The following is a 25,539-nucleotide window of genomic DNA, read 5'->3' as shown; positions in this document are numbered from 1 at the left end:
GTACGGGTCCGGCTGCGGCCGGTCGGTGAACCCGACGGCGAGGCTCCGCGGACGTCGTCCCGGCGTCGGTCCTCGGTCGCGCGCGACGGACCCGCGCGTCGGTCGGCCAGGTGCGCGGCGGCCCACCGCGGGCGCCCCGGCGGCCCCGGCGGCCCTCGCCCCGGCACGGTGGCGCCGTGACGATCAGCCCGCCCGGCCAACCGCAGAACCACTCACCACAGGTGCGCGAAGCTGCTCGCGACACCGTTCCCGCAGCTCACACCCATTGTCAGTGGTCGGGTGCACGATGGACGCATGGTCAGTTCCGCACGCCGAGCCCTGGACGGCTTCTCCCCCGCGACCCGCGGCTGGTTCTCGGGTGCCTTCTCCGCGCCCACCGCCGCCCAGGAGGGCGCGTGGCGAGCCATCCGTGAGGGCTCGGACGTGCTGGTCGTCGCCCCGACCGGCTCCGGCAAGACGCTGGCCGCGTTCCTCGCCGCCCTGGACGACCTGGCGTCGGCCCCGCCCCCTGCCGACCCCAGGAAGCGCTGCCGCGTGCTGTACGTCTCTCCGCTCAAGGCCCTGGCCGTCGACGTCGAGCGCAACCTCCGCAGCCCGCTGACCGGCATCCGCCAGGAGTCGGTGCGGCTGGGCCTGCCCGAGCCCGAGGTGAAGGTCGGCATCCGCTCGGGCGACACCCCGGCCGCGGAGCGCCGCGCCCTGTCCACGCGCCCGCCGGACATCCTGATCACGACGCCGGAATCGCTGTTCCTGATGCTGACCTCCGCCACACGCGAAGCGCTGACGGGCATCGAGACGGTGATCCTGGACGAGGTGCACGCGGTCGCGGGCACCAAGCGCGGCGCGCACCTCGCGCTGTCCCTGGAGCGGCTGGACGAGCTCCTGCCGAAGCCGGCCCGTCGCATCGGCCTGTCCGCGACGGTCCGCCCGGTGGACGAGATCGCCCGGTTCCTGTCCCCGCGCCGCAAGGCGGAGATCGTCCAGCCGGAGTCGGGCAAGGAGTTCGACCTGTCCGTGGTCGTCCCGGTGGAGGACCTCGGCGAGCTGGGGGGCTCCCCGGTCGCCGACGGCTCCGAGGGCCAGGAACGCCCGTCGATCTGGCCGCACGTCGAGGAGCGCATCACCGACCTGGTCCAGTCCCACCGCTCGACCATCGTGTTCGCGAACTCCCGCCGCCTCGCGGAGCGCCTGTGCAACCGGCTGAACGAGATCGCGTACGAGCGTGCCACCGGCGAGACCCTGGACGAACAGCACGCCCCCGCGGAGCTGATGGGCGGTTCCGGCGCCGCACAGGGCGCACCCCCGGTCATCGCCCGCGCGCACCACGGCTCGGTCTCCAAGGAGCAGCGCGCGCTCGTGGAGGAGGACCTCAAGGCGGGCCGGCTCCCGGCGGTGGTCGCCACGTCCAGCCTGGAGCTGGGCATCGACATGGGCGCCGTCGACCTGGTCGTCCAGGTCGAGTCCCCGCCGTCCGTCGCCTCCGGCCTGCAGCGCGTGGGCCGCGCGGGGCACCAGGTCGGCGCGGTCTCCACGGGCGTGGTCTTCCCGAAGTACCGCGGCGACCTCGTGCAGGCGGCCGTGGTCACCGAGCGGATGCGTACCGGCGCCATCGAGTCCTTGAGGGTCCCGGCCAACCCGCTGGACGTGCTGGCCCAGCAGCTCGTCGCGATGACCGCCCTGGACACCTGGCAGGTGGACGACCTGCTCGCCACGGTCCGCCGCGCCGCGCCGTTCGCCTCCCTCCCGGAGTCGGCGTTCACGGCCGTCCTGGACATGCTGGCCGGGCGGTATCCGTCGGACGCGTTCGCCGAGCTGCGTCCCCGCGTGGTGTGGGACCGCGTGGCCGGCACGGTTACCGGGCGCCCGGGCGCGCAGCGCCTCGCCGTCACCTCGGGCGGCACGATCCCCGACCGCGGCCTGTTCGGGGTGTTCCTCGCGGGTTCCGACCCGAAGAAGGGCGGCGGCCGGGTCGGCGAGCTGGACGAGGAGATGGTGTACGAGTCCCGGGTCGGGGACGTGTTCACGCTCGGCACCAGCTCGTGGCGCATCGAGGACATCACGCGCGACCGCGTCCTGGTGTCCCCGGCGCCGGGCGTGCCGGGCCGGCTGCCGTTCTGGAAGGGCGACCAGCTGGGCCGCCCGCTGGAGCTGGGCCGCGCCCTGGGGGCGTTCCTGCGCGAGGTGGGCTCGCTGCCCAAGGAGGGCGCCCGGCCGCGCCTGCTGGCCGCCGGGCTGGACGCCTGGGCCGCCGACAACGTCCTGTCGTACCTGCAGGAGCAGCGCGAGGCCTGCGGGCACATCCCGGACGACCGCACGATCGTCGTCGAGCGCTTCCGCGACGAACTGGGCGACTGGAGGGTGGTCGTGCACTCCCCGTTCGGCGCCCAGGTGCACGCCCCGTGGGCGCTCGCGCTCGGCGCCAGACTTTCCGAGCGGTACGGCATGGACGCGCAGGTCATGCACGCCGACGACGGCATCGTGCTGCGCCTGCCCGACGCGGACCTGATGGGCCTGGACCTGCTCGACCAGGAGTCCCTCGGTCCGGGCCGGGAGTACGACGCCGAGCAGGCACCCGTGGGCGCGGCCGACGTCGTCTTCGACAAGGGCGAGGTCGACCAGGTCGTCACCGACCAGGTGGGCGGCTCGGCCCTCTTCGCGGCCCGCTTCCGCGAGTGCGCCGCCCGCGCGCTGCTGCTGCCGCGCCGCAGCCCGGGCAGGCGCACGCCACTGTGGCAGCAACGTCAGCGCGCCTCCCAGCTCCTCGAGGTGGCCGGCGAGTTCGGCTCCTTCCCGATCGTCCTCGAGGCGGTCCGCGAATGCCTCCAGGACGTCTTCGACGTCCCCGGACTCGTGGAGCTGATGGGCGACCTGGAGGCCCGCAAGGTGCGGCTCGTGGAGGTCACCACCCCCGAGCCGTCCCCGTTCGCCCGTTCGCTCCTGTTCGGTTACGTCGCCCAGTTCCTGTACGAGGGCGACTCACCGCTCGCCGAGCGCCGTGCCGCCGCCCTGTCGCTGGACTCGCGGCTGCTGGCCGAGCTGCTGGGCCGGGCGGAGCTGCGCGAACTGCTCGACGCCGAGGTGCTCACCGAGCTGGAGCGCGAGCTGCAGTGGCTCACCGACGACCGCCGGATCAAGGACGTCGAAGGCGTCGCCGACCTGCTGCGGATGCTGGGCCCGCTCACCGATGCCGACCTCGCCGCGCGCGGGGCCGACCCGCAGTGGGCGCGGCAGCTGGCGTCCGCCCGCCGCGCGATCCGCGTGCGGATCGCGGGCGCGGAGCACTGGGCGGCGATCGAGGACGCGGGCCGACTGCGCGACGCGCTCGGCACGGCCCTGCCGGTCGGTGTGCCCGAGGCGTTCACGGAACCGGTCAAGGACCCGCTCGGCGACCTCCTCGCGCGTTTCGCCCGCACCCACGGCCCGTTCACGTCGGCCACGGCGGCGTCCCGTTTCGGCCTGGGCGTGGCCGTCACCGAGGGCGCGCTGCAACGCCTCTCCGCGGCGGGCCGGGTCGTCCAGGGCGAGTTCCATCCGGCGGGCATCGGACAGGAGTGGTGCGACGCGGCCGTGCTGCGCCGCCTGCGCCGTCGTTCGCTGGCCGCCCTGCGGCACGAGCTGGAACCGGTACCGCCGCCGGCGCTCGCCCAGTTCCTTCCCCAGTGGCAGCACATCGGCAAGGGCCACACCCTGCGCGGCGTCGACGGACTGGTGCGTGCCGTCGAGCAGTTGCAGGGCGCGTCCGTGCCGGCCTCGGCCCTGGAGAAGCTGGTCCTTCCGTCCCGCGTGGCGAACTACACCCCCGCGATGCTCGACGAACTCACCGCCGCCGGAGAGCTGGTGTGGGCCGGAGCGGGCGCCCTGCCCGGCAAGGACGGCTGGATCTCCCTCTACCTGGCGGACGCGGCACCCCTGCTTCTCCCGCCGCCACACCCGCTGGAGCTGACGGCGCTTCACCAGTCCCTCCTGGACACACTGTCCGGCGGCTACGGCCTGTTCTTCCGCCAGATCGCCGAGCAGGTCCGCGCCACCACCCACCCCGGCACCACCGACCCCCAACTGGCCGACGCGCTCTGGGACCTGGCCTGGTCGGGACGGCTCACGAACGACACGCTCGCCCCGCTGCGCTCCCTGCTGGGCTCGGGCCGCACCGCCGGTTCCACGGCTCACCGCGCCAAGCGCGCCGCGCCACGCGGCCGTTACGGCTCCCTGACGTCAGCCGCCCGGCCCGCGTCCCGCAGCGGCCCGCCGACCGTCGCCGGCCGGTGGTCCCTGCTGCCGGACCGCGAGCCCGACCCCACCGTGCGCGCCCACGCACTCGCCCGCACCCTCCTCGACCGGCACGGCGTGGTGACACGCGGCGCCGTGGCGGCGGAAGGAGTCGAGGGCGGCTTTTCCGCGACGTACCGCGTCCTGTCCGCCTTCGAGGACAGTGGCCAGGCCCGCCGCGGCTATGTGGTGGAGGGCCTCGGCGCCGCACAGTTCGCCATGGACGGCGCCGTGGACCGGCTGCGCGCGGTCGCGAACGCCCGCGAACGCGGTGAGACGGGCCCGACCGCCCCGTTCGGGCCCGCCGACGGCCGCAGCGGACAGGCCGACCGACCCGTCCACGACGACCACGGCGGCGACCGTGCCGGTCGTGGCCCGGCTTCCGGTCCCCCGACCGGCGCCTCCGACCCCGCCGGCCCCTTCCCCCCGTCCGGCGGCTTCGACTTTCCGGACTTCCCACCCGCCCCGGGGGACTACGTCTCCCCCCGGGAGTTCGACGTGCCGGGCGCGGGAGGCCCCCGAGGCGGCGGCACCGGCCGGCCGTACGGCCCCGGCCCGGGCTGGGGCAGCGGGCCATACGGCGCGGGCACGGCCGGTGACGGGTACGGCTCGAGCCCGGCCGGCCTCCCCTACGGCGCCGACCCCGGCTTCCGCCGTACCCGCGCCGGTGGCGCCACCCGCGCCGTCGTCCTCGCCGCCGCCGATCCGGCGAACGCGTACGGCGCGGCGCTCTCCTGGCCCGAACCACCGACCGGCGCAGGTCACAAGCCGGGACGCAAGGCGGGCGCGCTGGTCACCGTGGTCGACGGTGAGCTGACGCTCTACATGGAACGCGGCGGCAAGACCCTGCTGGCCTGGCCCGACACCCCCGACGGCGACGTCACCGACGACCCCCGGCTGCGGGTCGCGGCTGAGGTCCTGGCCGCCGCGGCCCGCGCGGGGTCCCTCGGTACGGTCACGGTGGAGCGGATCAACGGCGCACCCGCCCTGACGTCCTCGTTCGGCACCCTGCTCGAAGCGGCGGGCTTCATCGCCACCCCCCGCGGCCTGCGGCTACGGGCATGACCGACCCCTTCCGACCCCTCATGTCACCCTTGACCCATGCCCGAAGGTGACACGGTCTGGCAGGCCGCGAGACGGCTGCACATCGCGCTCGCGGGCAAAATGCTGATCCGTAGTGACCTGCGCGTGCCCAGGTTCGCGACGGCGGATCTCACGGGCCGTACCGTCCTGGACGTCACGCCGCGCGGCAAGCACCTCCTCACTCGCATGGAGGGCGGCATCACGCTGCACTCGCACCTGAGGATGGACGGTTCGTGGAAGGTGTTCGCCCCCGGGGAGCGCTGGAGCGGCGGGCCGTCGCACCAGATCCGGGCGATCCTGGGCACCGCCGACAAGACGGCCGTCGGTTACCGCCTTCCCGTCCTCGAACTGCTGCGCACCACCGACGAGCACCGCGCCGTGGGCCATCTCGGCCCGGACCTGCTGGGCCCCGACTGGGACGCCGAGCTGGCCCTGGCCAACCTCCTGCGGAACCCGGCCCGGCCCCTCGGCGAGGCCCTGCTCGACCAGCGCAATCTCGCCGGCATCGGCAACGTCTACAAGAGCGAGCTCTGCTTCCTGCTCGGCGTCACCCCGTGGCTCCCCGTCGGCGACCTGCCCGCCGAGCGAGCGGCGAAGCTGCCGGAGCTCGCGAAACGGCTCCTGGAGGTGAACCGCGACCGTCCGGTCCGTGTGACGACGGGCCTCCGCGGCCAGGACCTGTTCGTGTACGGCCGGGCACCCCGGCCCTGTCTGCGCTGCCGTACGCCGATCCGCGTGGCCGACCAGGGCGACGGCTCACGCGAGCGGCCCGCCTACTGGTGCCCCACCTGCCAGACCGGCCCGACCCCGCGCCCCACGACACCCTCGGCCCTGCGCACCCGCCCACCCCGCTGACGACATCCTCCGCACGCCGAGCGGGTCCGATCGACCCGGCCCTGTCGCCGACCTCAGATCCCACCCCCGGGCTCGACACCACCCCCGGAACAACCCGACCGACCCGAACCCCCCGGACCGGACGCACCCCCGCTCCACGCGGCACGCCACCGCCCCGCCCCCAGCGCCCCCGCAGCCTCCCCCTTCGGCACACAGTGCACCGGCAGCAGGCTCAGCCCCCAGCCGCCCGTCGTGACCGCGGCCTCCAGCACCCCCGCGTCGGGCGCCACCGCAAGCCGCAGTACGGCCCACCACCACAGCGCACCGGCACCGAGTACGGCCCCCACACGCACCGTCCGCCCCGCCATGGCAGCCACCTCCAGCCCGACGCTCCACGCGCCCCACCGCCTGACGCTAGGGCGGCGCCGCAGCCTGCCGGAAGGGCGCACCGAGGGCACATGAGCGCACCGCGCACCCCCGGGACACCGGGGGCACCGCACGCCCGGCTGCCGCCACGGTCACCCGTTCTCGGCCTGGAACATCCAGCGCTGCTTCTCCAGGTCGGCCGTGATCTGGATGAAGATGTCCTGGCTGACCGGGTCCGGTTCGGCGGTCGCGTCGATCCGCGCCCGCATCCGCTCGATCACCGCCGTCAGCGCTTCCACGACCGCCCGCACGGCGGCCGTGTCGTCGACCCAGCCCTCCGGTGTGACGCCGATGCCGCTGCCGACGGCCACGGTGGCCGCCCGTCCGTCCGGCGGCACGCCCAGCGCGGCGGCCCGCTCGGCGACGGTGTCGGAGTGCGTACGGGCGAGGTCCACGACCTCGTCGAGTTGGAGATGCACGGAACGGAAGCGCGGTCCGACAACGTTCCAGTGGATCTGCTTCGCCACCAGGCCGAGATCCACCAGGTCCACGAGGCCGCCCTGGAGCGCCTCGGACACGGTCTTCAGGTCCGCGTCGGACAACGGGCTCTTCACGACGTACATCCGTACCTCCGTCGACTCGCCCCCGTGATGTTCCCTCCACCATGACCGCCACCACCGATACCGGCAAACGGGAGAAATGGAACAGCGCGGCACGCTCACGCGGGTACACGACGACCACGGCCCGCAGTAATCAGGGCACACGGGCACCGGGCATACGAAAAACCCCGACCGTACCCCTCCGGGCCGCGCAACCCACTCGGATCACGCTCGCTTCGGAGAAACCCCGGCCGGGGCCCCGAGTTCTGTCCCGCCTGCGGCCGACTACGCCGACTGCGGGCGGCGGCAGCTCACGCCGCGACGACGTCGACGGCTTCGCTGGGTGCCTTGATGGTGACACGTTCCGGCGGCACACCGGTCACCGACACGGAGCCCAGCATCGGACGGACCGGCCTGGGCACGGCCTCGCTGGGGGTGGCCGCAGCAGACTGGGCCAGCTCGGCGAGGGCGAGCTCGTCGCTCACTTCCCGCATGAGCTCGGACATCCGTACGTCCAGCGCGTCGCAGATGGCGGACAGCAGCTCGGAGGAAGCCTCCTTCTGCCCCCGCTCCACCTCGGAGAGATAGCCGAGTGAGACTCGGGCGGACGAGGAGACTTCGCGCAGAGTACGGCCCTGGCGCTGGCGCTGCCGACGCAGCACGTCACCCAGCAGGCGACGGAGCAGAATCATCGGTGGCTCCCTCCTCGGACCGCGTAGCCGCATCCTTCTCGCCCCACCGTACCGCCTCGCGCCGCGGCCGTGCGGGGAGCGATGTCGTGTTCACTCAGGGCTGCAAACATCAAAACCCCCCGTTCCGTTCCGTATCCTGTGGCCGTTCATTCCCGGTCTGTTCGCTCGCAAGCTCCCCGACGAGGAGTTCGAGCACGCTCCGTACAGTCTCCCTACGAATTTCCGCGCGATCGCCGTTCAACCGCAGGGAGGTTACTTTCCCGCCTCCGGCGGTGCCCGAACCTCCACCGAGTGGCCCGTCGACCGCCACGAAGACCGTGCCGACGGGTTGGCCGTCCTGGGGATCGGGGCCGGCGACACCGGTGGTGGCGATGCCCCAGTCGGTGCCGAGCGCCACGCGCACTCCGGCCGCCATCTGGGCCGCCACCCGCGCGTCCACCGCACCGTGGGACGACAGCAGGCCGGGGTCGACGCCGAGCAGTTCCTGTTTCAGTTCGGTGGCGTAGGCCGTCACCGAACCGCGAAAGACCCTGGACGCGCCGGGGATCGAGGTGATCTCCGCGGCGACCAGTCCACCCGTGAGCGACTCGGCGACAGCGAGCGTCTCACCCTTCACCGTCAGTAATCGCACCGCTTGAGCGGCCGGGGAACTCACGCCTGCTTCTCCTCCAACGCCGCCGTGCGCTCCGCGATTCCCTGCCGCCGCAGCACGATGGCCTGTCTCACATAGTCGAGCCCGGTCACGACGGTCAGCACGACCGCCGCCGCCATCACCCAGAACCGCAGCGTGGCGAGCCATCCGGTCAGCGCCAGCACGTACATGCCGACGGCCACACCCTGGGTCAGCGTCTTCAGCTTGCCGCCACGGCTCGCCGGGATGATGCCGTAACGAATGACCAGAAAACGCATCAGTGTGATGCCGAGTTCCCGGCCGAGGATGACGCCGGTCACCCACCAGGGCAGATCTCCGAGCGCCGACAGACAGATCAGCGCCGCACCCATGATCGCCTTGTCGGCGATGGGGTCGGCGATCTTCCCGAAGTCCGTGACGAGGTCGTAGGCGCGCGCCAGGTGACCGTCGAACAGATCGGTGATCATGGCGACGGCGAAGGCCGCCCAGGCGAGCGACCGCCACGCCGGGTCGTAACCGCCGTCGGCGAGCATCAGCGCGACGAAACCCGGTACGAGGATCAGCCGGAGCATGGTCAGCAGGTTCGCGATGTTCCAGACGCTGGCCTGGTTGACGGCCGCGGCGGCCAGCTTCCCGCCGCGCGGGGGCTGCACCCCACCGCTCTCGGCGGCGGCGCCTCCCCCGGCGGCACCGGACCCCTCACGCGCGGCCGCGTTCCTCGCGGCCCTGCGCGCGCCGGAGGCGCCTCCCGCCGCGGACGCCGGTACTCCCGTCATGTGCCCGCCTCCTCACCACACGCGAGCAACCCCTGCAGCGGCTCGGCCACCAGGTCGACACCCTCCGTACCGACCACCTTCGCCTCGACCATACGGCCCACGCTCAGGCCGTCGCCGCTCGTGAGCAGCACCTGGCCGTCGGTCTCGGGTGCCTGGTGCGCGGCGCGGCCGTACACGCCCTCGGTCTCGTCCACCGACTCGACCAGCACGTTCAGGGTCTCGCCGAGCCGTTCCTCGGCGCGCTGCGAGACGAGTTCCTCGGCGAGCCGGGCCACCCGGGCCAGTCGCTCGGCGACGATGTCCTCGTCGAGCTTGTTCTCGTACGTCGCGGCCTCGGTGCCCTCCTCGTCGGAGTAGCCGAAGACACCGATGGCGTCGAGGCGCGCGTGGGTCAGGAACCGCTCCAGCTCGGCGAAATCGGCCTCGGACTCGCCGGGGAAGCCCACGATGAAGTTGGAGCGCACGCCGGCCTGGGGTGCCTTGCCGCGAATGGTGTCGAGCAGTTCGAGGAAGCGGTCGGTGTCGCCGAAGCGGCGCATCGCGCGCAGCACGTCGGGCGCGGAGTGCTGGAACGACAGGTCGAAGTACGGGGCGACCTTCGGTGTCGAGGTGAGCACGTCGATGAGGCCGGGCCGCATCTCGGCGGGCTGGAGGTAGCTGACCCGCACCCGCTCGATGCCGTCGACCTCGGCGAGCTCGGGCAGCAGGGACTCCAGCAGGCGGATGTCGCCGAGGTCCTTGCCGTAGGAGGTGTTGTTCTCGGAGACCAGCATGATCTCCTTGACGCCCTGCTCGGCCAGCCACCGCGTCTCGTTCAGTACGTCGCTCGGGCGGCGCGAGATGAACGAGCCGCGGAAGGACGGGATGGCGCAGAAGGAGCAGCGCCGGTCGCATCCGGAGGCGAGCTTCACGGAGGCGACCGGGGAGCCGTCCAGCCGGCGGCGCAGGGGCGCGCGGGGGCCGGACTGCGGCGCGAGGCCCTCCGGCAGGTCGGTGGGCGCGCCGTGTCCCGGCAGCGCGACATCGGTGGCCGCCTGCCGCTCGGCCGGGGAGACCGGCAGCAGTTTGCGCCGGTCGCGGGGGGTGTGCGCGGCGTGGATGCCACCGTTCAGGATGGTCTGCAGACGGTCGGAGATGTCCGCGTAGTCGTCGAAGCCGAGGACGCCGTCGGCCTCCGGGAGGGCCTCGGCGAGCTCCTTGCCGTACCGCTCGGCCATGCAGCCCACGGCGACGACGGCCTGCGTGCGGCCGTGGCCCTTCAGGTCGTTGGCCTCGAGGAGGGCGTCGACGGAGTCCTTCTTGGCGGCCTCGACGAATCCGCAGGTGTTGACGACGGCGACGTCCGCTTCCTCGGCGTCCTCGACGAGCTGCCAGCCGTCCGCCTCCAAGCGGCCTGCGAGCTCCTCCGAGTCCACCTCGTTACGGGCGCAGCCAAGGGTGACGAGTGCGACGGTACGGCGTTCAGGCATGGGCTCAAGACTACTTCGTCCCGCCGACACCCCACGTCGACGGGGCGGGCCGATCCCGGCCCGCCCCGTGAAGGTCGCTTCCCCTTGCTGAATTCCCCGCTGGATTCCCGCGAGTCCCTAGCCGACTACGGGGTCGCCCTTGGTGTAGGTGAGCCGCTCGACGGCGCCCGGCCGGAAGTCGTCGTTGATCTTCTTGCCGTTCACGTACAGCTGGATCGCGCCTGCGTCGCCGAGAACGAGCCGGATCTTGGAGTTGTCCTGGAACGTCTTGGACTGGCCCTGCTTGAGGAGTCCGTCGAACAGCAGCCGGCCGTTGTGGTCCTTGGCCGAGATCCAGCTGCGGCCGTCGGTGGCGCTGACCTGGACGGTCACCTTGTCCTGGGGCGCGGCGGCGATGGCGCTGTCGGACGGTTCCGGCTTGGGGTCGACGGGCTTGGTGTCGGTGGGTGTGGGCGAGGTGGTCTTGCCCGCGGACGGCGTGGCGCCGTCCGCGACCTGGGACGTGGAACCGTCGTCCTCGCCCTTGACCAGCGTGAAACCGACGAAGCCGATCACGACGACGATCGCGGCGACCATGGCCGCGGTCCAGTTCGGCCCGCGCCGCTCGGGACGGATGCGTTCCGCCTCGAACATGGGTGCGGCCGGAGTGGGGGCGGGACGGCCGCCGTGGTCGTCGTCGTACTGCTCGAGCAGCGGCACGGGGTCGAGGCTGACGGCCCTGGCCAGGGTCCGGATGTGGCCGCGGGCGTAGACGTCGCCGCCGCAGGGCGCGAAGTCGTCGGCCTCGATGGCATGGACGATGGGCAGGCGGACGCGGGTGGCGGTACTGACGTCGTCGACGGTCAGCCCGGCCGCGATACGTGCCTGCTGCAGGGCACGGCCGATGGAGGGGCGGGCTTCCTCGGAAACGTCTTCGAACGGACGCTCGTCTTCAGGGGAGTTGCCGTTGGACACGGGGGCGCCTTTCGAGCGTGTGGCCGCCTGTGCTGGGGGTTCAGTCTAGGGGGGGTGCAAAAGGGTGGGGCAACCGGGCGGTCGGACTTTGTACGCCATCGGAATGGCCCGACATCCCGATGACGCGGCAGGTCGCTTTCGCTTCCCTCAACTTGACGTACGCCAAAGGGAAACGGTTGCCCAATGATCCCTTACGGATGAGTCACGATCGAACACCCGATTGCCGTACAGCGTGTACGGCGATCACCGTGTACCGCTCCCTACCCTTCAGCCTCCCCACGGATCAGCGCGATCACGCCATCCAGCTCGTCAGGCTTCACAAGAACGTCACGTGCCTTCGAGCCCTCGCTCGGTCCGACGACGTTGCGCGACTCCATGAGGTCCATCAGCCGGCCGGCCTTCGCGAAGCCGACGCGCAGCTTGCGCTGGAGCATCGACGTCGAGCCGAACTGGGTGGAAACGACCAGCTCAGCGGCCTGGCACAGCAGGTCGAGGTCGTCGCCGATGTCCTCGTCGATCTCCTTCTTCTGCTTGCTGCCGACGACGACGTCGTCCCGGAAGACGGGCGCCATCTGGTCCTTGCAGTGCTGGACGACGACCGCGACCTCCTCCTCGGTCACGAACGCGCCCTGCATCCGGGTCGGCTTGTTCGCCCCCATCGGCAGGAAGAGTCCGTCGCCCTTGCCGATCAGCTTCTCGGCGCCGGGCTGGTCGAGGATGACGCGGGAGTCGGCGAGCGAGGACGTGGCGAACGCCAGCCGCGACGGGACGTTCGCCTTGATCAGACCGGTGACGACGTCGACGGACGGGCGCTGCGTGGCCAGCACCAGGTGGATGCCGGCGGCGCGGGCGAGCTGGGTGATGCGCACGATGGCGTCCTCGACGTCCCGCGGCGCGACCATCATCAGGTCGGCGAGCTCGTCCACGATGACCAGCAGGTACGGGTAGGGCTGCAGCTCGCGCTCGCTGCCCTCGGGTGTCTTCGCCTTGCCGCTGCGTACGGCCGCGTTGAAGTCGTCGATGTGCCGGTAGCCGTAGGCAGCTAGGTCGTCGTAGCGCAGGTCCATCTCGCGGACGACCCACTGGAGTGCCTCGGCGGCCCGCTTCGGGTTGGTGATGATCGGCGTGATCAGGTGCGGAATGCCCTCGTACGCGGTGAGCTCCACGCGCTTGGGGTCCACCAGCACCATGCGGACGTCCTCCGGGGTCGCCCGCATCATGACCGAGGTGATCAGACAGTTGATGCAGGACGACTTGCCGGAGCCGGTGGCGCCGGCGACGAGGATGTGCGGCATCTTCGCGATGTTCGCCATCACGTAGCCGCCCTCGACGTCCTTGCCCAGCGCGACCAGCATCGGATGGTCGTCCTCGGCGGCCGCCGCGAGCCGCAGGACGTCGCCGAGGTTGACCATCTCGCGGTCGGTGTTCGGGATCTCGATGCCGACCGCGGACTTGCCGGGAATCGGGCTGATGATCCGCACGTCCGGGCTGGCGACGGCGTACGCGATGTTCTTGGTGAGCGCCGTGATCCGCTCGACCTTCACGGCGGGGCCGAGCTCGACCTCGTAGCGCGTGACCGTCGGGCCGCGGGTGAAGCCGGTGACGGCGGCGTCGACCTTGAACTCGGTGAAGACGTTGGTGAGCGAGGCGACCACGGCGTCGTTGGCGGCGCTGCGGGACTTGCCGGGGCCCCCGCGCGTAAGGAGGTCGAGGGACGGCAGGGCGTAGGTGATGTCCCCGGACAGCTGGAGCTGCTCGGCACGCGGCGGCAGGTCGCGCGGCTCGGAGGGCGCCGTCCTGGTGAGGTCGGGGACGTCGCCCGTGTCCGCCGTGCCGCCCTCGCCGCTGTGAGGGGCCCGCTCCTGCTGGGGGCGGGCCACCGGCACGGGCGTGGAGGTGGTCGACGCGCGGTCGCCGACACTGACGCCGTGGGTGAGGTCGGCGACGATCGGCGACGGCGGCATCCCGTGCAGCACGGCGCCGTCGAGCGCGGCCGCTGCCGCTGCCGCGATGTCCACGGCGTCCGGCTGTGGTCCCGTGCCGGGCTGCGGCACGGCGGAGCGGCGGGGCCGGCCACTACGCCGGGAGAGCGCCTCCTGTCCGGCGTCGTCGGGGTCGTGCGCCTCGGCGGGCGCGGCTCCGCGCCGGCGGGGGCGGCGCGCGGGGAGTTCCTCGCGCCACTGCTCGTCGTACCGCTCGTCATCCTCGGTACGGCCGTCCGCCGTGGGGTCGCTCACCAGCCCGAGCCTGATGCCGAGCAGCCGCAGCCGCTGCGGGATGGCGTTGACCGGAGTGGCCGTGACGACCAGCAGCCCGAAGATCGTCAACAGTGTGAGCAGCGGTACGGCCAGCACCTCGGTCATGGTGTACGTCAGCGGAGTCGCCGAGCCCCAGCCGATGAGGCCGCCTGCGTCCCGTATGGCCTGCATGCCGTCGCCCCGGGCCGGTGAGCCGCACGCGATGTGCACCTGGCCGAGCACTCCGACGACGAGCGCGGACAGGCCGATCACGATGCGGCCGTTGGCGTCGGGCTTCTCGGGGTGGCGGATGAAGCGGACGCCCATGACCGCGAACAGGACCGGCACGAGCAGGTCGAGCCGGCCGAAGGCGCCGGTCACCAGGATCTCGACCAGGTCGCCGACGGGGCCCTTCAAGTCGGCCCAGGTGCCCGCGGCGACGATCAGTGCGAGGGCGAGCAGCAGCAGGGCGACGCCGTCCTTGCGGTGCGCGGGGTCGAGGCCGCGGGCGCCCTGCCCTATGCCGCGGAACACGGCGCCCACGGCGTGCGCGACACCGAGCCAGAGAGCGCGCGCCAGGCGGTAGACGCCGCCGGTGGGGCTGGGCGCCGGCTTGGTCACGACCTTCTTGACGGGCTTGGCCGGCGCCTTCCTCGCGGGGGTTTTCCTGGCGGCGGCCTTCTTCGCCGGGGCCTTCGCCGAAGCGGCCGCCTTCTTCGCGGGCGGCTTCTTGGCTGCGGAGGGACGTGAGGCCATGGGTGTGAGGTTACCGGTGGAGACCTCGACCGACACGTGTGGCTACCGCATCACCCGTTCGTGTCGTCCTTACGCAGGCCGGAAACTGACGTCAATTCATGGCCGAGAAAGATGCTCAGGCGTCCCGTTCGCGGGTCACGAAGCCCGGCGCTCCACGCGCCGCCGCGTCGGCGGACCCTCACGGCTCCTAGCTCTGCGACATCGGCGGCGTGCCGCCCGTGCCCGGCTCCAGGGCGTCCAGGGCCCGCCTGAGCGCGGTGAGTTTGCGCTCCAGATGTGCCGCCGTGGCCACCGCTCCCGCGTCCGTGGACTCGTCGTTGAGCTGCTTGGACAGCGCCTCGGCCTGCTCCTCGACGGCGGCGAGCCGCGCCGACAGCTCGGCGAGCACCACCCCGGCCGACTCTTTGTCCGCGTCACCGGCCGTCTTGCCGTCGCTGCTGTCCAACTGGAGCCGCAGCAGAGCGGCCTGTTCCCGCAGCTGGCAGTTCTTCATGTAGAGCTCGACGAAGACGGAGACCTTCGCGCGCAGCACCCACGGGTCGAACGGTTTGGAGATGTAGTCCACCGCTCCCGCCGCGTAGCCGCGGAAGGTGTGGTGGGGCCCGTGGTTGATCGCGGTGAGGAAGATGATCGGGATGTCCCGGGTCCGCTCCCGCCGCTTGATGTGCGCCGCCGTCTCGAAACCGTCCATGCCCGGCATCTGGACGTCCAGCAGAATAACCGCGAAATCATCCGTGAGCAGTGCTTTGAGCGCTTCCTCCCCGGACGATGCCCGTACCAGTGTCTGATCGAGCGCAGAGAGGATCGCCTCCAGCGCCAGCAGATTCTCCGGCCGGTCATCGACCAGGAGGATCTTGGCCTTCTGCACCATGGCCCGCCCTCCTCGCCCCGGCAGTCCACCGGGCTCCGCCCCATGGGGCGACTCCCGTGCGCCGCCCATCCTCGTGCCGGTCATCGTAGCCGCACCCCGCCTGTCACCACACCCTGTCACCGCGATGTCACTGTGCACACATCGGGAACGTGGCGAAAGTTCCGTAGGTTCCCCGGATCCCGGGCCGCTGCACGGGTGCACGGCCTCGACACAGGCAGAATCGGCAATTCCGTGAACACCCTAGGTCGCCGACGCGTTCGACTGAACCCCGTGCCGGATCATTCCCCCCGCATCCACTGTTCCATCACCGTCAGCAGGTGATCGGGGTCCACCGGCTTGGTGACGTAGTCGGACGCACCCGACTCGATCGCCTTCTCCCGGTCGCCCTTCATCGCCTTCGCGGTGAGCGCGATGATCGGCAGCCCGGCGAACTGCGGCATCCGGCGGATCGCCGTCGTCGTCGCGTAACCGTCCATCTCGGGCATCATGATGTCCATCAGGACGACCGCGACGTCGTCGTGCTGCTCCAGGACCTCGATGCCCTCCCGGCCGTTCTCCGCGTACAGCACCGACAGGCCGTGCTGCTCCAGGACGCTGGTCAGCGCGAACACGTTGCGGATGTCGTCGTCGACGATCAGCACCTTGTGCCCGCCGAACCGGATGCCACTGCGCGACTGCGGCGCCGCGCTCTGCTCCGCGGCAGGCCACTGCTTCTGCTGTGCCGCCTGCAGCGCGGCCTGCTGCTCCGCCTGGGCGGCCACGGCCCGGCGCCGGCGCCTGAACAGCGCGGCGGGCCCGTTCTGCGTCTCCCGGTACGACTTCACCTCGGCCGGCGTCTCGATCTCCACGCCGGACAGCTCCGACGACGGCTCGGCCGACGACGCGATCAGTTCCCCGGCGGCCAGCGCGGGCAGCTGCTGGTAACCCTGCGGCGGCAGCTCGCTCGGGTACAGCGGCAGATACAGCGTGAACGTCGAGCCGCGCCCGGGTTCGCTCTGCGCCTGGATCTCACCGCCGAGCAGCTGCGCGATCTCCCGCGAGATGGACAGCCCGAGGCCGGTGCCGCCGTACTTGCGGCTGGTGGTGCCGTCGGCCTGCTTGAACGCCTCGAAGATCACCCGCATCTTGCTCGCCGCGATACCGATGCCCGTGTCGGTCACCGAGAACGCGATCAGATCCGCCTCCGGCCCGGTCAGCGAACCGGTCTCCAGCAACTGCTCCCGGATCTTCATCGGGACGTCGTCACGCGCGGGCCTGATGACCAGCTCGACCGAACCGGAGTCGGTGAACTTCACCGCGTTGGACAGCAGATTGCGCAGCACCTGCAGCAGCCGCTGCTCGTCGGTGTGCAGCGTGGCGGGCAGCTCCGGCGACACCCGCACCGACAGGTCCAGGCCCTTCTCCGCGGTCAGCGGGCGGAAGGTGGCCTCCACGTAGTCCACGAGCTGGACGAGCGCGATGCGCGTCGGGGAGACGTCCATCTTGCCCGCCTCGACCTTCGACAGGTCCAGGATGTCGTTGATCAGCTGGAGCAGGTCGGAGCCGGCGCCGTGAATGGTCTCGGCGAACTCGACCTGCTTCGGCGTGAGATTGGCGTCCGCGTTGTCGGCGAGCAGCTTGGCCAGGATCAGCAGCGAGTTCAGCGGTGTCCGCAGCTCGTGCGACATGTTGGCGAGGAACTCGCTCTTGTAGCGCATGGAGACCGCGAGCTGCTCGGCGCGCTCCTCGAGGACCTGCCTGGCCTCCTCGATCTCGGTGTTCTTCACCTCGATGTCGCGGTTCTGCTGGGCCAGCAGTTCGGCCTTCTCCTCCAGCTCGGCGTTGGACGCCTGGAGTGCCTTCTGCCGCTGCTCCAGCTCAGCCGACCGCTCCCGCAGCTGCTCGGTCAGCTCCTGCGACTGCTTCAGCAACTGCTCGGTCTTGGTGTTGACGGAGATCGTGTTGACGCTGGTGGCGATCATCTCCGCGATCTGGTTCAGGAAGTCCTTCTGGATCTGCGTGAACGGCGTGAACGACGCCAGTTCGATCACACCGAGCACGGTCCCCTCGAACAGCACCGGCAGCACGATCACCTGCGCGGGCGGCGCCTCGCCGAGCCCCGAGGAGATCTTCAGATAACCACTGGGCGCGTTCTCCACCAGGATCGTGCGCTTCTCCTCCGCGGCCGTCCCGATCAGCGCCTCCCCCGGCCGGAACGACGTGGGCATCGAACCCATCGAGTAGCCGTACGACCCGAGCATCCGCAGCTCGTAGTCGTCGTCGCTCTCCACACCGAGGTCCTTGCCGTCGAGCAGCGGCATCGCCACGAAGAACGCGCCGTGCTGCGCGGAGACCACCGGGGTCAGCTCGCTCATGATCAGGGAGGCCACGTCCTCCAGGTCGCGGCGGCCCTGCATCAGCGCGGAGATGCGCGCCAAATTGCCCTTCAGCCAGTCCTGCTCCTTGTTGGCGATCGTGGTGTCGCGCAGGTTGGCGATCATCTTGTTGATGTAGTCCTGAAGCTCCTGGATCTCCCCGGAAGCGTCCACGTCGATCTTCAGGTTCAGGTCGCCGCGGGTCACCGCGGTCGCCACGCGCGCGATGGCGCGCACCTGCCGGGTCAGGTTCCCGGCCATCTCGTTCACCGACTCGGTGAGGTCCCGCCAGGTACCGTCCACGTCCCGCACGCGTGCCTGGCCGCCGAGCTGGCCCTCCGTACCCACCTCGCGGGCGACTCGGGTGACCTCCTCGGCGAACGAGGACAGCTGGTCGACCATCGTGTTGATGGTCGTCTTCAGCTCCAGGATCTCGCCGCGCGCGTCGATGTCGATCTTCTTCGTCAGGTCGCCCTTGGCGATGGCGGTGGTGACCATGGCGATGTTGCGGACCTGACCGGTCAGGTTGGACGCCATCTGGTTCACGGACTCGGTGAGGTCCTTCCACGTGCCCGCCACGCCCGGCACATGCGCCTGACCACCGAGGATGCCGTCCGTGCCCACCTCGCGGGCCACCTTGGTGACCTGGTCGGCGAAGGAACTCAGGGTCCGCACCATCGTGTTGAACGTGTCGGCGAGCTGCGCGACCTCGCCGCGTGCCTCGATCGTCACCGTCCGCGTCAGATCACCGTTGGCGACGGCCGCGGCGACCTGCGAGATGTTGCGCACCTGGACCGTCAGGTTGTTCGCCATCAGGTTGACGTTGTCGCTGAGGTCCTTCCAGATGCCGGTGACACCCGGCACGTGCGCCTGTCCGCCCAGGATGCCTTCGGTACCCACCTCGCGGGCCATCCGGGTCACCTGCTCGGCGAAGCTGGACAGCTGGTCGACCATCGTGTTCACGGTCGTGACCAGCTCGAGGATCTCGCCCTTGGCGTTGACGGTGATCTTCTTCGACAGGTCGCCCTTGGCGACCGCGGTGGTGACCTCGGCGATGTTGCGGACCTGACTGGTCAGGTTGTTCGCCATGCCGTTCACGGACTGCGTGAGGTCCTTCCAGGTGCCGGAGACCCCCTGCACCTCGGCCTGGCCGCCGAGGATGCCCTCGGTGCCGACCTCACGGGCCACGCGCGTGACCTCCTCGGCGAACGACGACAGCTGGTCCACCATCGTGTTCAGCGTGTTCTTCAGCTCGAGGATCTCCCCGCGCGCGTCCACGGTGATCTTCTGGGACAGGTCACCGCGGGCCACGGCGGTGGCGACCTGAGCGATGTTGCGCACCTGGGCCGTGAGGTTCCCGGCCATGAAGTTGACGGAGTCCGTCAGCTCCTTCCAGGTCCCCGACACGCCGTCCACCCGCGCCTGGCCACCCAGCCGGCCGTCCGTACCCACCTCACGGGCCACCCGCGTCACCTGGTCCGCGAACGACGACAGCTGGTCCACCATCGTGTTCAGCGTGTTCTTCAGCTCGAGGATCTCCCCGCGCGCGTCGAGGGTGACCTTCTGCGACAGGTCGCCCCGCGCGACGGCCGTGGTGACCTGCGCGATCTGCCGCACCTGCGAGGTCAGGTTCCCGGCCATGAAGTTGACGGAGTCCGTCAGCTCCTTCCAGGTCCCCGACACGCCGTCCACCCGCGCCTGACCACCCAGCCGGCCCTCCGTACCCACCTCACGGGCCACCCGCGTCACCTGATCGGCGAACGACGACAGCTGGTCCACCATCGTGTTGATGGTGTTCTTCAGTTCGAGCATCTCGCCCGCGACGTCGACGGTGACCTTCTGCGTCAGGTCGCCGTTGGCCACCGCCGTCGTCACCTCGGCGATGTTCCGTACCTGCCCCGTGAGGTTCCGGAACGCCGTGTTGACCGAGTCCGTGAGGTCCTTCCAGGCACCCGCGGCCCCGGGCACGGTCGCCTGACCGCCCAGCTGCCCCTCGGCGCCGACCTCGTTCGCCACGCGCGTGACCTCCGCGCCGAAGGCGGAAAGCTGGTCGACCATGGTGTTCACGGTGTTCTTCAGCTCGAGCATCTCGCCCGCGACGTCGACGGTGACCTTCTGCGACAGGTCACCGTTGGCGACCGCCGTCGTCACGGCCGCGATGTCCCGCACCTGCGTCGTGAGGTTCCGGAAGACCGTGTTGACCGAGTCCGTCAGGTCCTTCCAGGTCCCGGCCGCTCCCGGCACGTTCGCCTGACCGCCCAGCCGGCCCTCGGCGCCGACCTCGTTCGCCACCCGCGTGACCTCGTTGGCGAAGACCCGCAGCGTCTCGGTCATCTGGTTGATCGTCTCTGCAAGCTGCGCGACCTCGCCGCGCGCCGGGACGTTCACCTTCCGCGACAGATCGCCGTTGGCGACCGCCGTCGTCACCTCGGAGATCCCGCGCACCTGGGCCGTGAGGTTCCCGGCCATGGTGTTCACCGAGTCGGTGAGCTCCTTCCACACGCCGGCCACCCCGGGCACCTGCGCCTGCCCGCCCAGCGCACCGTCCGTGCCGACCTCCCGGGCGACGCGGGTCACCTCGGACGAGAACGCCGAGAGCTGGTCCACCATCGTGTTGACGGTGTTCTTCAGCTCCAGCATCTCGCCGGCCACGTGCACCGTGACCTTGCGCGACAGATCACCCTTGGCCACCGCGGTCGTCACCAGCGCGATGTCCCGCACCTGCGCCGTCAGCCGGTACGCCATCGTGTTGACGGACTCGGTCAGGTCCTTCCAGGAACCCGACATGCCGCGCACCCGGGCCTGACCGCCCAGCTTGCCCTCGGTGCCGACCTCGCTGGCCACACGCGTGACCTCGTCGGTGAACGTCGACAACTGGTCGACCAGGTTGTTGACGGTCCGCCCGACCTTCAGGAACTCGCCGCGCAGCGGCTGCCCCGGCCCGTCCATCCCCTGCGTACGCAGCTCCATGCGCGGCGACAGATCACCCTCCGCCACCGCGGACAGCACCCGGCCGACCTCGGAGACGGGCCGTACGAGGTCGTCCACCAGCGCGTTCGAGTGGTCGATCGCCGCCGACCAGGAGCCCTCGCAGGCACCGGTCTCCAGCCGCTCCGTGAGTTTTCCCTCACGCCCGACCATGCGCCGCACCCGGGCGAGCTCACCCGTGAGATGCAGATTACGGTCGGCCACCTCGTTGAAGACCGCCGCGATCTCCGACATCACGCCGTCGCCGGACACCGTGAGCCGCTTGCGGAAATTCCCGTCCCGCATGGACACGAGGGCTGTCAGCAACCGGTTCAGCGCGGCGGTGTCCACCACGGTGGTCCCATTGCGCGGTTTGCGCTGGTTACTCAGGGACTGTCCGCCTTTCGCGCGCGTCTTCGTGCCCCGCGTCGCTGCGCCAGACTCCACTGTGTCCCTCCCGCAGGGGTAGGCCGTTTACCGCTGTGCTCGGATGCCGCCGCTCGGCGCACCCGTACTGTGCTGCGCATTCTCGTGTCCGTCACGCGTATGACTGCCCGGAACACCGGACCCGTCCCAGGGCTGCTGCCCGTGATGCGCGGGTGACACCCGCGCCGCCCGGACCTCCACGACTAGCCTGCCCAGTGTTTCACCCCGGCCGAACCAGGCCATAACAGTTCGGCAGCTTCGCACATCGTCCGCACACCCTCGGGACGGAAACACTGCAGACCGGCATCCGCACGGACCGCGAAGGTAAGTAACCTTGCATGCGGCTGTCCAGCCGCGCCGGTCCGTCCGGCCATGGGCGGTGGCACGAGTACGAGCGGGCATCGGAGGGGCGGCCGCACACATGACCACCGGACTGATCCCGGGGGAACAGCCCTCGGACCCACGGCCGACGGGGGACCTGCCGCAGCAGCGGCGAGAGCCGGACGGCCGTGGAGTCCTGCACGTCGACGACCGGTCGAGGAGTTCTGTGATCACCGCCCGCGCGGCCGCCAGCTTCGAGCCCGTAGGGCGATCGGTCGCGAGCGCCCGCTCCTTCGTACGCGACACATTGCAGGGCTGGGGCTTCGCCGACATCGTCGACGACGCCGTCGTTCTCACCAGCGAACTGGTGACCAACGCCGTCGTCCACGCGGGAACCGCCGCCGACGTCCTCTGCCTGCGCTGCGACGACGACGTACGCATCGAGGTCGCCGACCGCTACCCGGAGCGCGAGGTCCCCCTCCAGGGCTCCCCCGCCACCATGGGCAGCCCCGACCGCGAGGGCGGGCGCGGCCTCCAGCTGTGCGCGGCGCTGGCCGCCGGCTGGGGAGTCGAATACACGCCCACCCACAAGAACGTCTGGTTCCGGCTGGATCTGCCCGCACGTTCGGTCGGCACTCGTACGGCCGGTCCCTGCCTGCCCTCCGCCTCGCTGCCGCTCGCCGACGACCGGGTCCGCGTCGCCGTCGTCCAGATCGACCGCACGGGCGCCATCACCGCCTGGAACGAGGACGCGGAGGTCCTCTTCGGCTACCCGGCCGAGCAGGTCACCGGCAAGCCGCTGACCGACTTCGCCGCCTGGCCCCACACCCCGGGCACCAGCACCGGCATCGTGGAGGCCCTCCAGCTCTCCCGCTGGGAGGGCAGCTACGGCATAAGAGACTCCAACGGCCGCGTCACCCCCGTGTACGCCTCCCACCTGCGCGTCCGCGACACCGGCGGCGAGCCCTCCACGGTCTGCCTCCTGGTGCGCGACCACGAGCGGGCCGTGCTGCAGACGCCGCTGCGCATGTCGTCGTCCGACTCCGGCGGTTCCGGCGAGGGTCAGAGCACCGACCCGTTCGAGGTGTTCATCGGCTCGCCCGCCCCGGAGGACCTCGACGGCCTCCTGCAGCGCACGGTGGAACGCGCCCGCGACATGCTCGACGCCGACTCCGCCTTCCTGCTCCTCGCGACCGACGACGAGACGGAGCTCGAGGTCCGCGCCTCCACGGGCCTGCCCTCCGCCCGCCAGCGCTTCGCCCGCGTCCCCGTCGAGGCCGGCCCCGGCCGCTACGGCTCGGCCCGGATGCCCGCCGTCCACGACGACCTCGCGGCCGTACCCGGCGCGGTCCCCCTGCTCAACGGCACCGGCATGCGCTCGGTCGTCACGGTCCCGCTGAAGGTGGAGGGGCGTCTCACGGGTTCCCTCGGCGTCGCCGCGGAGGCCCCGGGGCGGTACTCCAACGAGGAGGCGCTGCGCCTGCAGTTCGCCGCGGACCGTATCGCCCTGGCCGTCGAGTCGGCCCGCCTGGGCGAACTGGAGCGCCTGCGCCGCGGCTCGCTCAGCTTCCTCGTCGAGGCGTCCGACCTGCTCGCCGGAACCCTGGACCGCGACCAGACACTGGCTCTGATGGCCCAGATGACGGTCCCGACCCTGGCCACCTGGTGCGCGGTGTACACGATCGCGGACCAGGCCTCGGAACCGTACTTGTCGTACGTTCTGCACGAGGACGAGGAACTCATCGACGGGATCAAGTCACTCCTGTCGAAGATCTCGCCCCCCGAGCCGGTACCGACGCCCGGCGCCAGAGTCTGGACGGCACCGGCCGAGGTCGCCCACCAGGCCGCCCTGCGCAGTTCGATGCGCAGTCTCGGCCTGAGCGGCGGCTCGACCCGCCAGGTCACCCCGGGCATCGGCCCGACCCTCACCACGGCCGCAGCCGTGGGCGGCGAAACGGTCGTTCTGCCGCTGGTCGCCCGCAACCGCGTCATCGGCATGCTCACCTTGGGCAAGCCGACCGACGAGCATTTCCGCCAGGAGATCCTGGAGCTCGCCGAGGACCTCTCCCGCCGTGCCGCCCTCGCCCTGGACAACGCCCGCCTGTACTCGGAGCGCACGGCCATCAGCCAGTCCCTCCAGCGCAGCCTCCTGCCGCCGGACGTCCCCCAGATCGACGGCGTCGAGGTCGAGGTCATCTACCGCGCGGCCGGCGAGGGCAACGAGGTCGGCGGCGACTTCTACGACGTCTTCCCGATCCGCGACAACGCCTACGGCTTCGCCATCGGCGACGTCTGCGGTACGGGCCCGGAGGCGGCCGCGGTGACAGGCCTCGCCCGGCACGCGCTCAGGCTCCTGGCCCGCGAGGGCTTCGGCGGCCCGGCGGTCCTGGAGCGCCTGAACTCCGCGATCCTCGACGAGGGCGCCCGCAGCCGCTTCCTGACGCTCCTGTACGGCGAGCTGTGGCCGCAGGAGGACGGCAGCGCGGTCCTGAAGGTGGTCTGCGCCGGCCACCCGCTGCCGCTCCGCCTGCGCCAGGACGGCACGGTGGAACCGGCCGCCGAACCGCAGCCGCTCCTCGGCGTGATGGAGGACCTGGAGCTGTACGAGCAGACGGTCACCCTCGACCCGGGCGACGTCCTGCTCTGCGTCACCGACGGCGTCACGGAGCGCCGAGAGGGACCACGCATGCTGGGCGACGACGGCCTCGCCGACGTGCTGACGACATGCACGGGCCTCACGGCGGGCGCCGTCGCGGCTCGCATCATGCGCGCGGTGGAACGCTTCGCGTCGGACGCCCCGTCGGACGACATGGCGATCCTGGCCATGCGCGTCCCGGGCCTCCACAAGGACTAGGGCACGCAGCAGGACATGCGAAAGGCCCCTCACTCGGACGAGTGAGGGGCCTTTCTGCTGGAGCCCCCAAACGGAATCGAACCGTTGACCTTCTCCTTACCATGGAGACGCTCTACCGACTGAGCTATAGGGGCTTGTCGCTTTCGAGGATTTCCCTCGCGGCAACGGAGTAGATCATACCCCGAACGGATGGCTGTTCCCAACCTCGCCGACGTCTCAGAACGCCGGTTGCAGCAGCCCTCCGAGCGCGTTGCACGCGGACACGATCCGCTGCATGTCCCGCTTGGTCAGCGCGGCGTCGACGGGCAGGGTGAGCGTCTCGCCGGCAGCCCGTTCGGTCTCCGGAAGGGACACGCACCGCCGGAACGCCGGCAGTCGGTGCACGGGCGTCTTCACGGGCACACGGCAGGCAACTCCCTGGCCTCGTACGGCCCGTGCGAAGGCGTCCCGGTCCGGTCGGCCGTTGCCCGGCACGCGCACGACGTACTGCTGATAGGTGTGCCCGTCACCACCGTCCGGCGTCTGCACGCCACACAGTTTCGCGTCGAGGAATGCGGCCCGCTGTCGCCGCTGAGCAATCTCGTCCTGCGGCGCTTCCGACTCGCCCTGTTGCAGCACGAGAAGCCCGTGCCGCTGCCCAACTCCGTGCAGCCGGGCCATGTCCGCGGGCCGGCCGAAGCAATGTACGGCGACGACGGCGGCCGTGCGCGAGGTGACGGCGGCCTCCACCGCGCCCGCGTCCAGGCAGTACGTCACGGGATCTATGTCGGCGAACACCGGCAGCGCGCCCGTGAGGGCGACGGCTCCGGCGACTTCGGCGTTCCCGAACGCCGGCACGACGACTTCGTCGCCGACTCCGACGCCGGCGGCCCTGAGCATTGCGGTAGTACCCATGTACCGGATCGTCGGGGTGCAACGTGAACTGCACGTGACACACAGCAAAAAAGGGTTGGACCCCGAACCGAAGTTCAGGGTCCAACCCTCTAATAATTGTTCGGCGGTGTCCTACTCTCCCACAGGGTCCCCCCTGCAGTACCATCGGCGCTGTAAGGCTTAGCTTCCGGGTTCGGAATGTAACCGGGC

General features: G+C 71.1%; 14 protein-coding genes, 1 tRNA gene, 1 rRNA gene and 1 pseudogene. 3 read left to right on the top strand and 14 right to left on the bottom strand.

Going from position 1 to position 25,539, the window contains the following annotated elements; translation table 11 throughout:
• Positions 1 to 15: 15 nt before the first annotated feature.
• Positions 16 to 139 (bottom strand): annotated as a pseudogene (locus ABZ354_RS20340) (AraC family transcriptional regulator); the annotation flags it as partial.
• Positions 140 to 294: 155 nt separating this feature from the next.
• Between ABZ354_RS20340 and ABZ354_RS20335 the strand changes: the two are divergent.
• A complete protein-coding gene (locus ABZ354_RS20335; RefSeq protein WP_358658598.1) occupies positions 295 to 5,331 on the top strand; it encodes an ATP-dependent helicase in 5,037 nt (1,678 codons plus the stop codon).
• Between the two features lie 36 nt (positions 5,332 to 5,367).
• Positions 5,368 to 6,204 (top strand): DNA-formamidopyrimidine glycosylase family protein, encoded by an 837-nt coding sequence (locus ABZ354_RS20330; RefSeq protein WP_358658596.1) that lies wholly within the window; start codon positions 5,368 to 5,370, stop codon positions 6,202 to 6,204.
• A gap of 53 nt (positions 6,205 to 6,257) precedes the next feature.
• Here the strand turns inward: ABZ354_RS20330 and ABZ354_RS20325 are convergent, their stop codons facing one another.
• The 10 genes from ABZ354_RS20325 to ABZ354_RS20280 form a co-directional block, all read right to left on the bottom strand.
• The gene (locus tag ABZ354_RS20325; RefSeq protein WP_358658594.1) at positions 6,258 to 6,551 is read right to left on the bottom strand and encodes a hypothetical protein; all 294 of its coding nucleotides are present in this window, start codon (positions 6,549 to 6,551) and stop codon (positions 6,258 to 6,260) included.
• Positions 6,552 to 6,701: 150 nt separating this feature from the next.
• Positions 6,702 to 7,172 carry a DNA starvation/stationary phase protection protein gene (locus ABZ354_RS20320; protein ID WP_358658592.1) on the bottom strand — a complete coding sequence of 157 codons (471 nt, stop codon included), beginning with the start codon at positions 7,170 to 7,172 and terminating at the stop codon, positions 6,702 to 6,704.
• 287 nt (positions 7,173 to 7,459) lie between these two features.
• Complete coding sequence (locus ABZ354_RS20315; RefSeq protein ID WP_358658590.1) at positions 7,460 to 7,840, bottom strand: helix-turn-helix transcriptional regulator; 381 nt, start codon at positions 7,838 to 7,840, stop codon at positions 7,460 to 7,462.
• 109 nt (positions 7,841 to 7,949) lie between these two features.
• Positions 7,950 to 8,495 carry a CinA family protein gene (locus ABZ354_RS20310; protein ID WP_358658588.1) on the bottom strand — a complete coding sequence of 182 codons (546 nt, stop codon included), beginning with the start codon at positions 8,493 to 8,495 and terminating at the stop codon, positions 7,950 to 7,952.
• Positions 8,492 to 9,247 (bottom strand): CDP-diacylglycerol--glycerol-3-phosphate 3-phosphatidyltransferase, encoded by a 756-nt coding sequence (gene pgsA, locus ABZ354_RS20305; RefSeq protein ID WP_358658586.1) that lies wholly within the window; start codon positions 9,245 to 9,247, stop codon positions 8,492 to 8,494. The genes ABZ354_RS20310 and pgsA overlap by 4 nt, the downstream gene beginning before the upstream one ends.
• Positions 9,244 to 10,716, bottom strand: a complete 1,473-nt coding sequence (rimO, locus tag ABZ354_RS20300; RefSeq protein ID WP_358658584.1) for a 30S ribosomal protein S12 methylthiotransferase RimO — start codon at positions 10,714 to 10,716, stop codon at positions 9,244 to 9,246. The genes pgsA and rimO overlap by 4 nt, the downstream gene beginning before the upstream one ends.
• 117 nt (positions 10,717 to 10,833) lie before the next feature.
• Positions 10,834 to 11,670, bottom strand: coding sequence for a RodZ domain-containing protein (locus ABZ354_RS20295; protein ID WP_358658582.1), 837 nt, complete (start codon positions 11,668 to 11,670; stop codon positions 10,834 to 10,836).
• A 260-nt stretch (positions 11,671 to 11,930) separates the two neighbouring features.
• A complete protein-coding gene (locus ABZ354_RS20290) occupies positions 11,931 to 14,663 on the bottom strand; it encodes a DNA translocase FtsK (protein ID WP_358658580.1) in 2,733 nt (910 codons plus the stop codon).
• Positions 14,664 to 14,850: 187 nt separating this feature from the next.
• Positions 14,851 to 15,534 (bottom strand): response regulator, encoded by a 684-nt coding sequence (locus tag ABZ354_RS20285; RefSeq protein WP_358658578.1) that lies wholly within the window; start codon positions 15,532 to 15,534, stop codon positions 14,851 to 14,853.
• Positions 15,535 to 15,812: 278 nt separating this feature from the next.
• The gene (locus ABZ354_RS20280) at positions 15,813 to 21,302 is read right to left on the bottom strand and encodes a HAMP domain-containing protein (protein ID WP_358658576.1); all 5,490 of its coding nucleotides are present in this window, start codon (positions 21,300 to 21,302) and stop codon (positions 15,813 to 15,815) included.
• 400 nt (positions 21,303 to 21,702) lie between these two features.
• Between ABZ354_RS20280 and ABZ354_RS20275 the strand changes: the two genes are divergently transcribed.
• Positions 21,703 to 24,456 (top strand): SpoIIE family protein phosphatase, encoded by a 2,754-nt coding sequence (locus ABZ354_RS20275; RefSeq protein ID WP_358658574.1) that lies wholly within the window; start codon positions 21,703 to 21,705, stop codon positions 24,454 to 24,456.
• A gap of 58 nt (positions 24,457 to 24,514) precedes the next feature.
• Here ABZ354_RS20275 and ABZ354_RS20270 read toward each other — a convergent pair.
• The 3 genes from ABZ354_RS20270 to rrf all read right to left on the bottom strand — a co-directional run.
• Positions 24,515 to 24,590, bottom strand: a tRNA-Thr gene (locus tag ABZ354_RS20270).
• An 82-nt stretch (positions 24,591 to 24,672) separates the two neighbouring features.
• A complete protein-coding gene (locus ABZ354_RS20265) occupies positions 24,673 to 25,335 on the bottom strand; it encodes a DegT/DnrJ/EryC1/StrS family aminotransferase (RefSeq protein WP_358658705.1) in 663 nt (220 codons plus the stop codon).
• Positions 25,336 to 25,448: 113 nt separating this feature from the next.
• A 5S ribosomal RNA gene (gene rrf / locus ABZ354_RS20260) occupies positions 25,449 to 25,539 on the bottom strand; the annotation flags it as partial.

Source organism: Streptomyces sp. NPDC005925 (genome assembly GCF_040638805.1).
GTDB lineage: Bacteria > Actinomycetota > Actinomycetes > Streptomycetales > Streptomycetaceae > Streptomyces.
This window is presented reverse-complemented; position numbering and strand designations above follow the sequence as displayed.

Excerpts from the sequence above, each read along its gene's own strand:
- ABZ354_RS20335 (WP_358658598.1), top strand. The coding sequence starts at position 295 with ATGGTCAGTTCCGCACGCCGAGCCCTGGACGGCTTCTCCCCCGCGACC.
- ABZ354_RS20330 (WP_358658596.1), top strand. The coding sequence starts at position 5,368 with ATGCCCGAAGGTGACACGGTCTGGCAGGCCGCGAGACGGCTGCACATC.
- ABZ354_RS20325 (WP_358658594.1), bottom strand. The coding sequence starts at position 6,551 with ATGGCGGGGCGGACGGTGCGTGTGGGGGCCGTACTCGGTGCCGGTGCG.
- ABZ354_RS20320 (WP_358658592.1), bottom strand. The coding sequence starts at position 7,172 with ATGTACGTCGTGAAGAGCCCGTTGTCCGACGCGGACCTGAAGACCGTG.
- ABZ354_RS20315 (WP_358658590.1), bottom strand. The coding sequence starts at position 7,840 with ATGATTCTGCTCCGTCGCCTGCTGGGTGACGTGCTGCGTCGGCAGCGC.
- pgsA (WP_358658586.1), bottom strand. The coding sequence starts at position 9,247 with ATGACGGGAGTACCGGCGTCCGCGGCGGGAGGCGCCTCCGGCGCGCGC.
- rimO (WP_358658584.1), bottom strand. The coding sequence starts at position 10,716 with ATGCCTGAACGCCGTACCGTCGCACTCGTCACCCTTGGCTGCGCCCGT.
- ABZ354_RS20290 (WP_358658580.1), bottom strand. The coding sequence starts at position 14,663 with ATGGCCTCACGTCCCTCCGCAGCCAAGAAGCCGCCCGCGAAGAAGGCG.
- ABZ354_RS20285 (WP_358658578.1), bottom strand. The coding sequence starts at position 15,534 with ATGGTGCAGAAGGCCAAGATCCTCCTGGTCGATGACCGGCCGGAGAAT.
- ABZ354_RS20275 (WP_358658574.1), top strand. The coding sequence starts at position 21,703 with ATGACCACCGGACTGATCCCGGGGGAACAGCCCTCGGACCCACGGCCG.
- ABZ354_RS20265 (WP_358658705.1), bottom strand. The coding sequence starts at position 25,335 with ATGCTCAGGGCCGCCGGCGTCGGAGTCGGCGACGAAGTCGTCGTGCCG.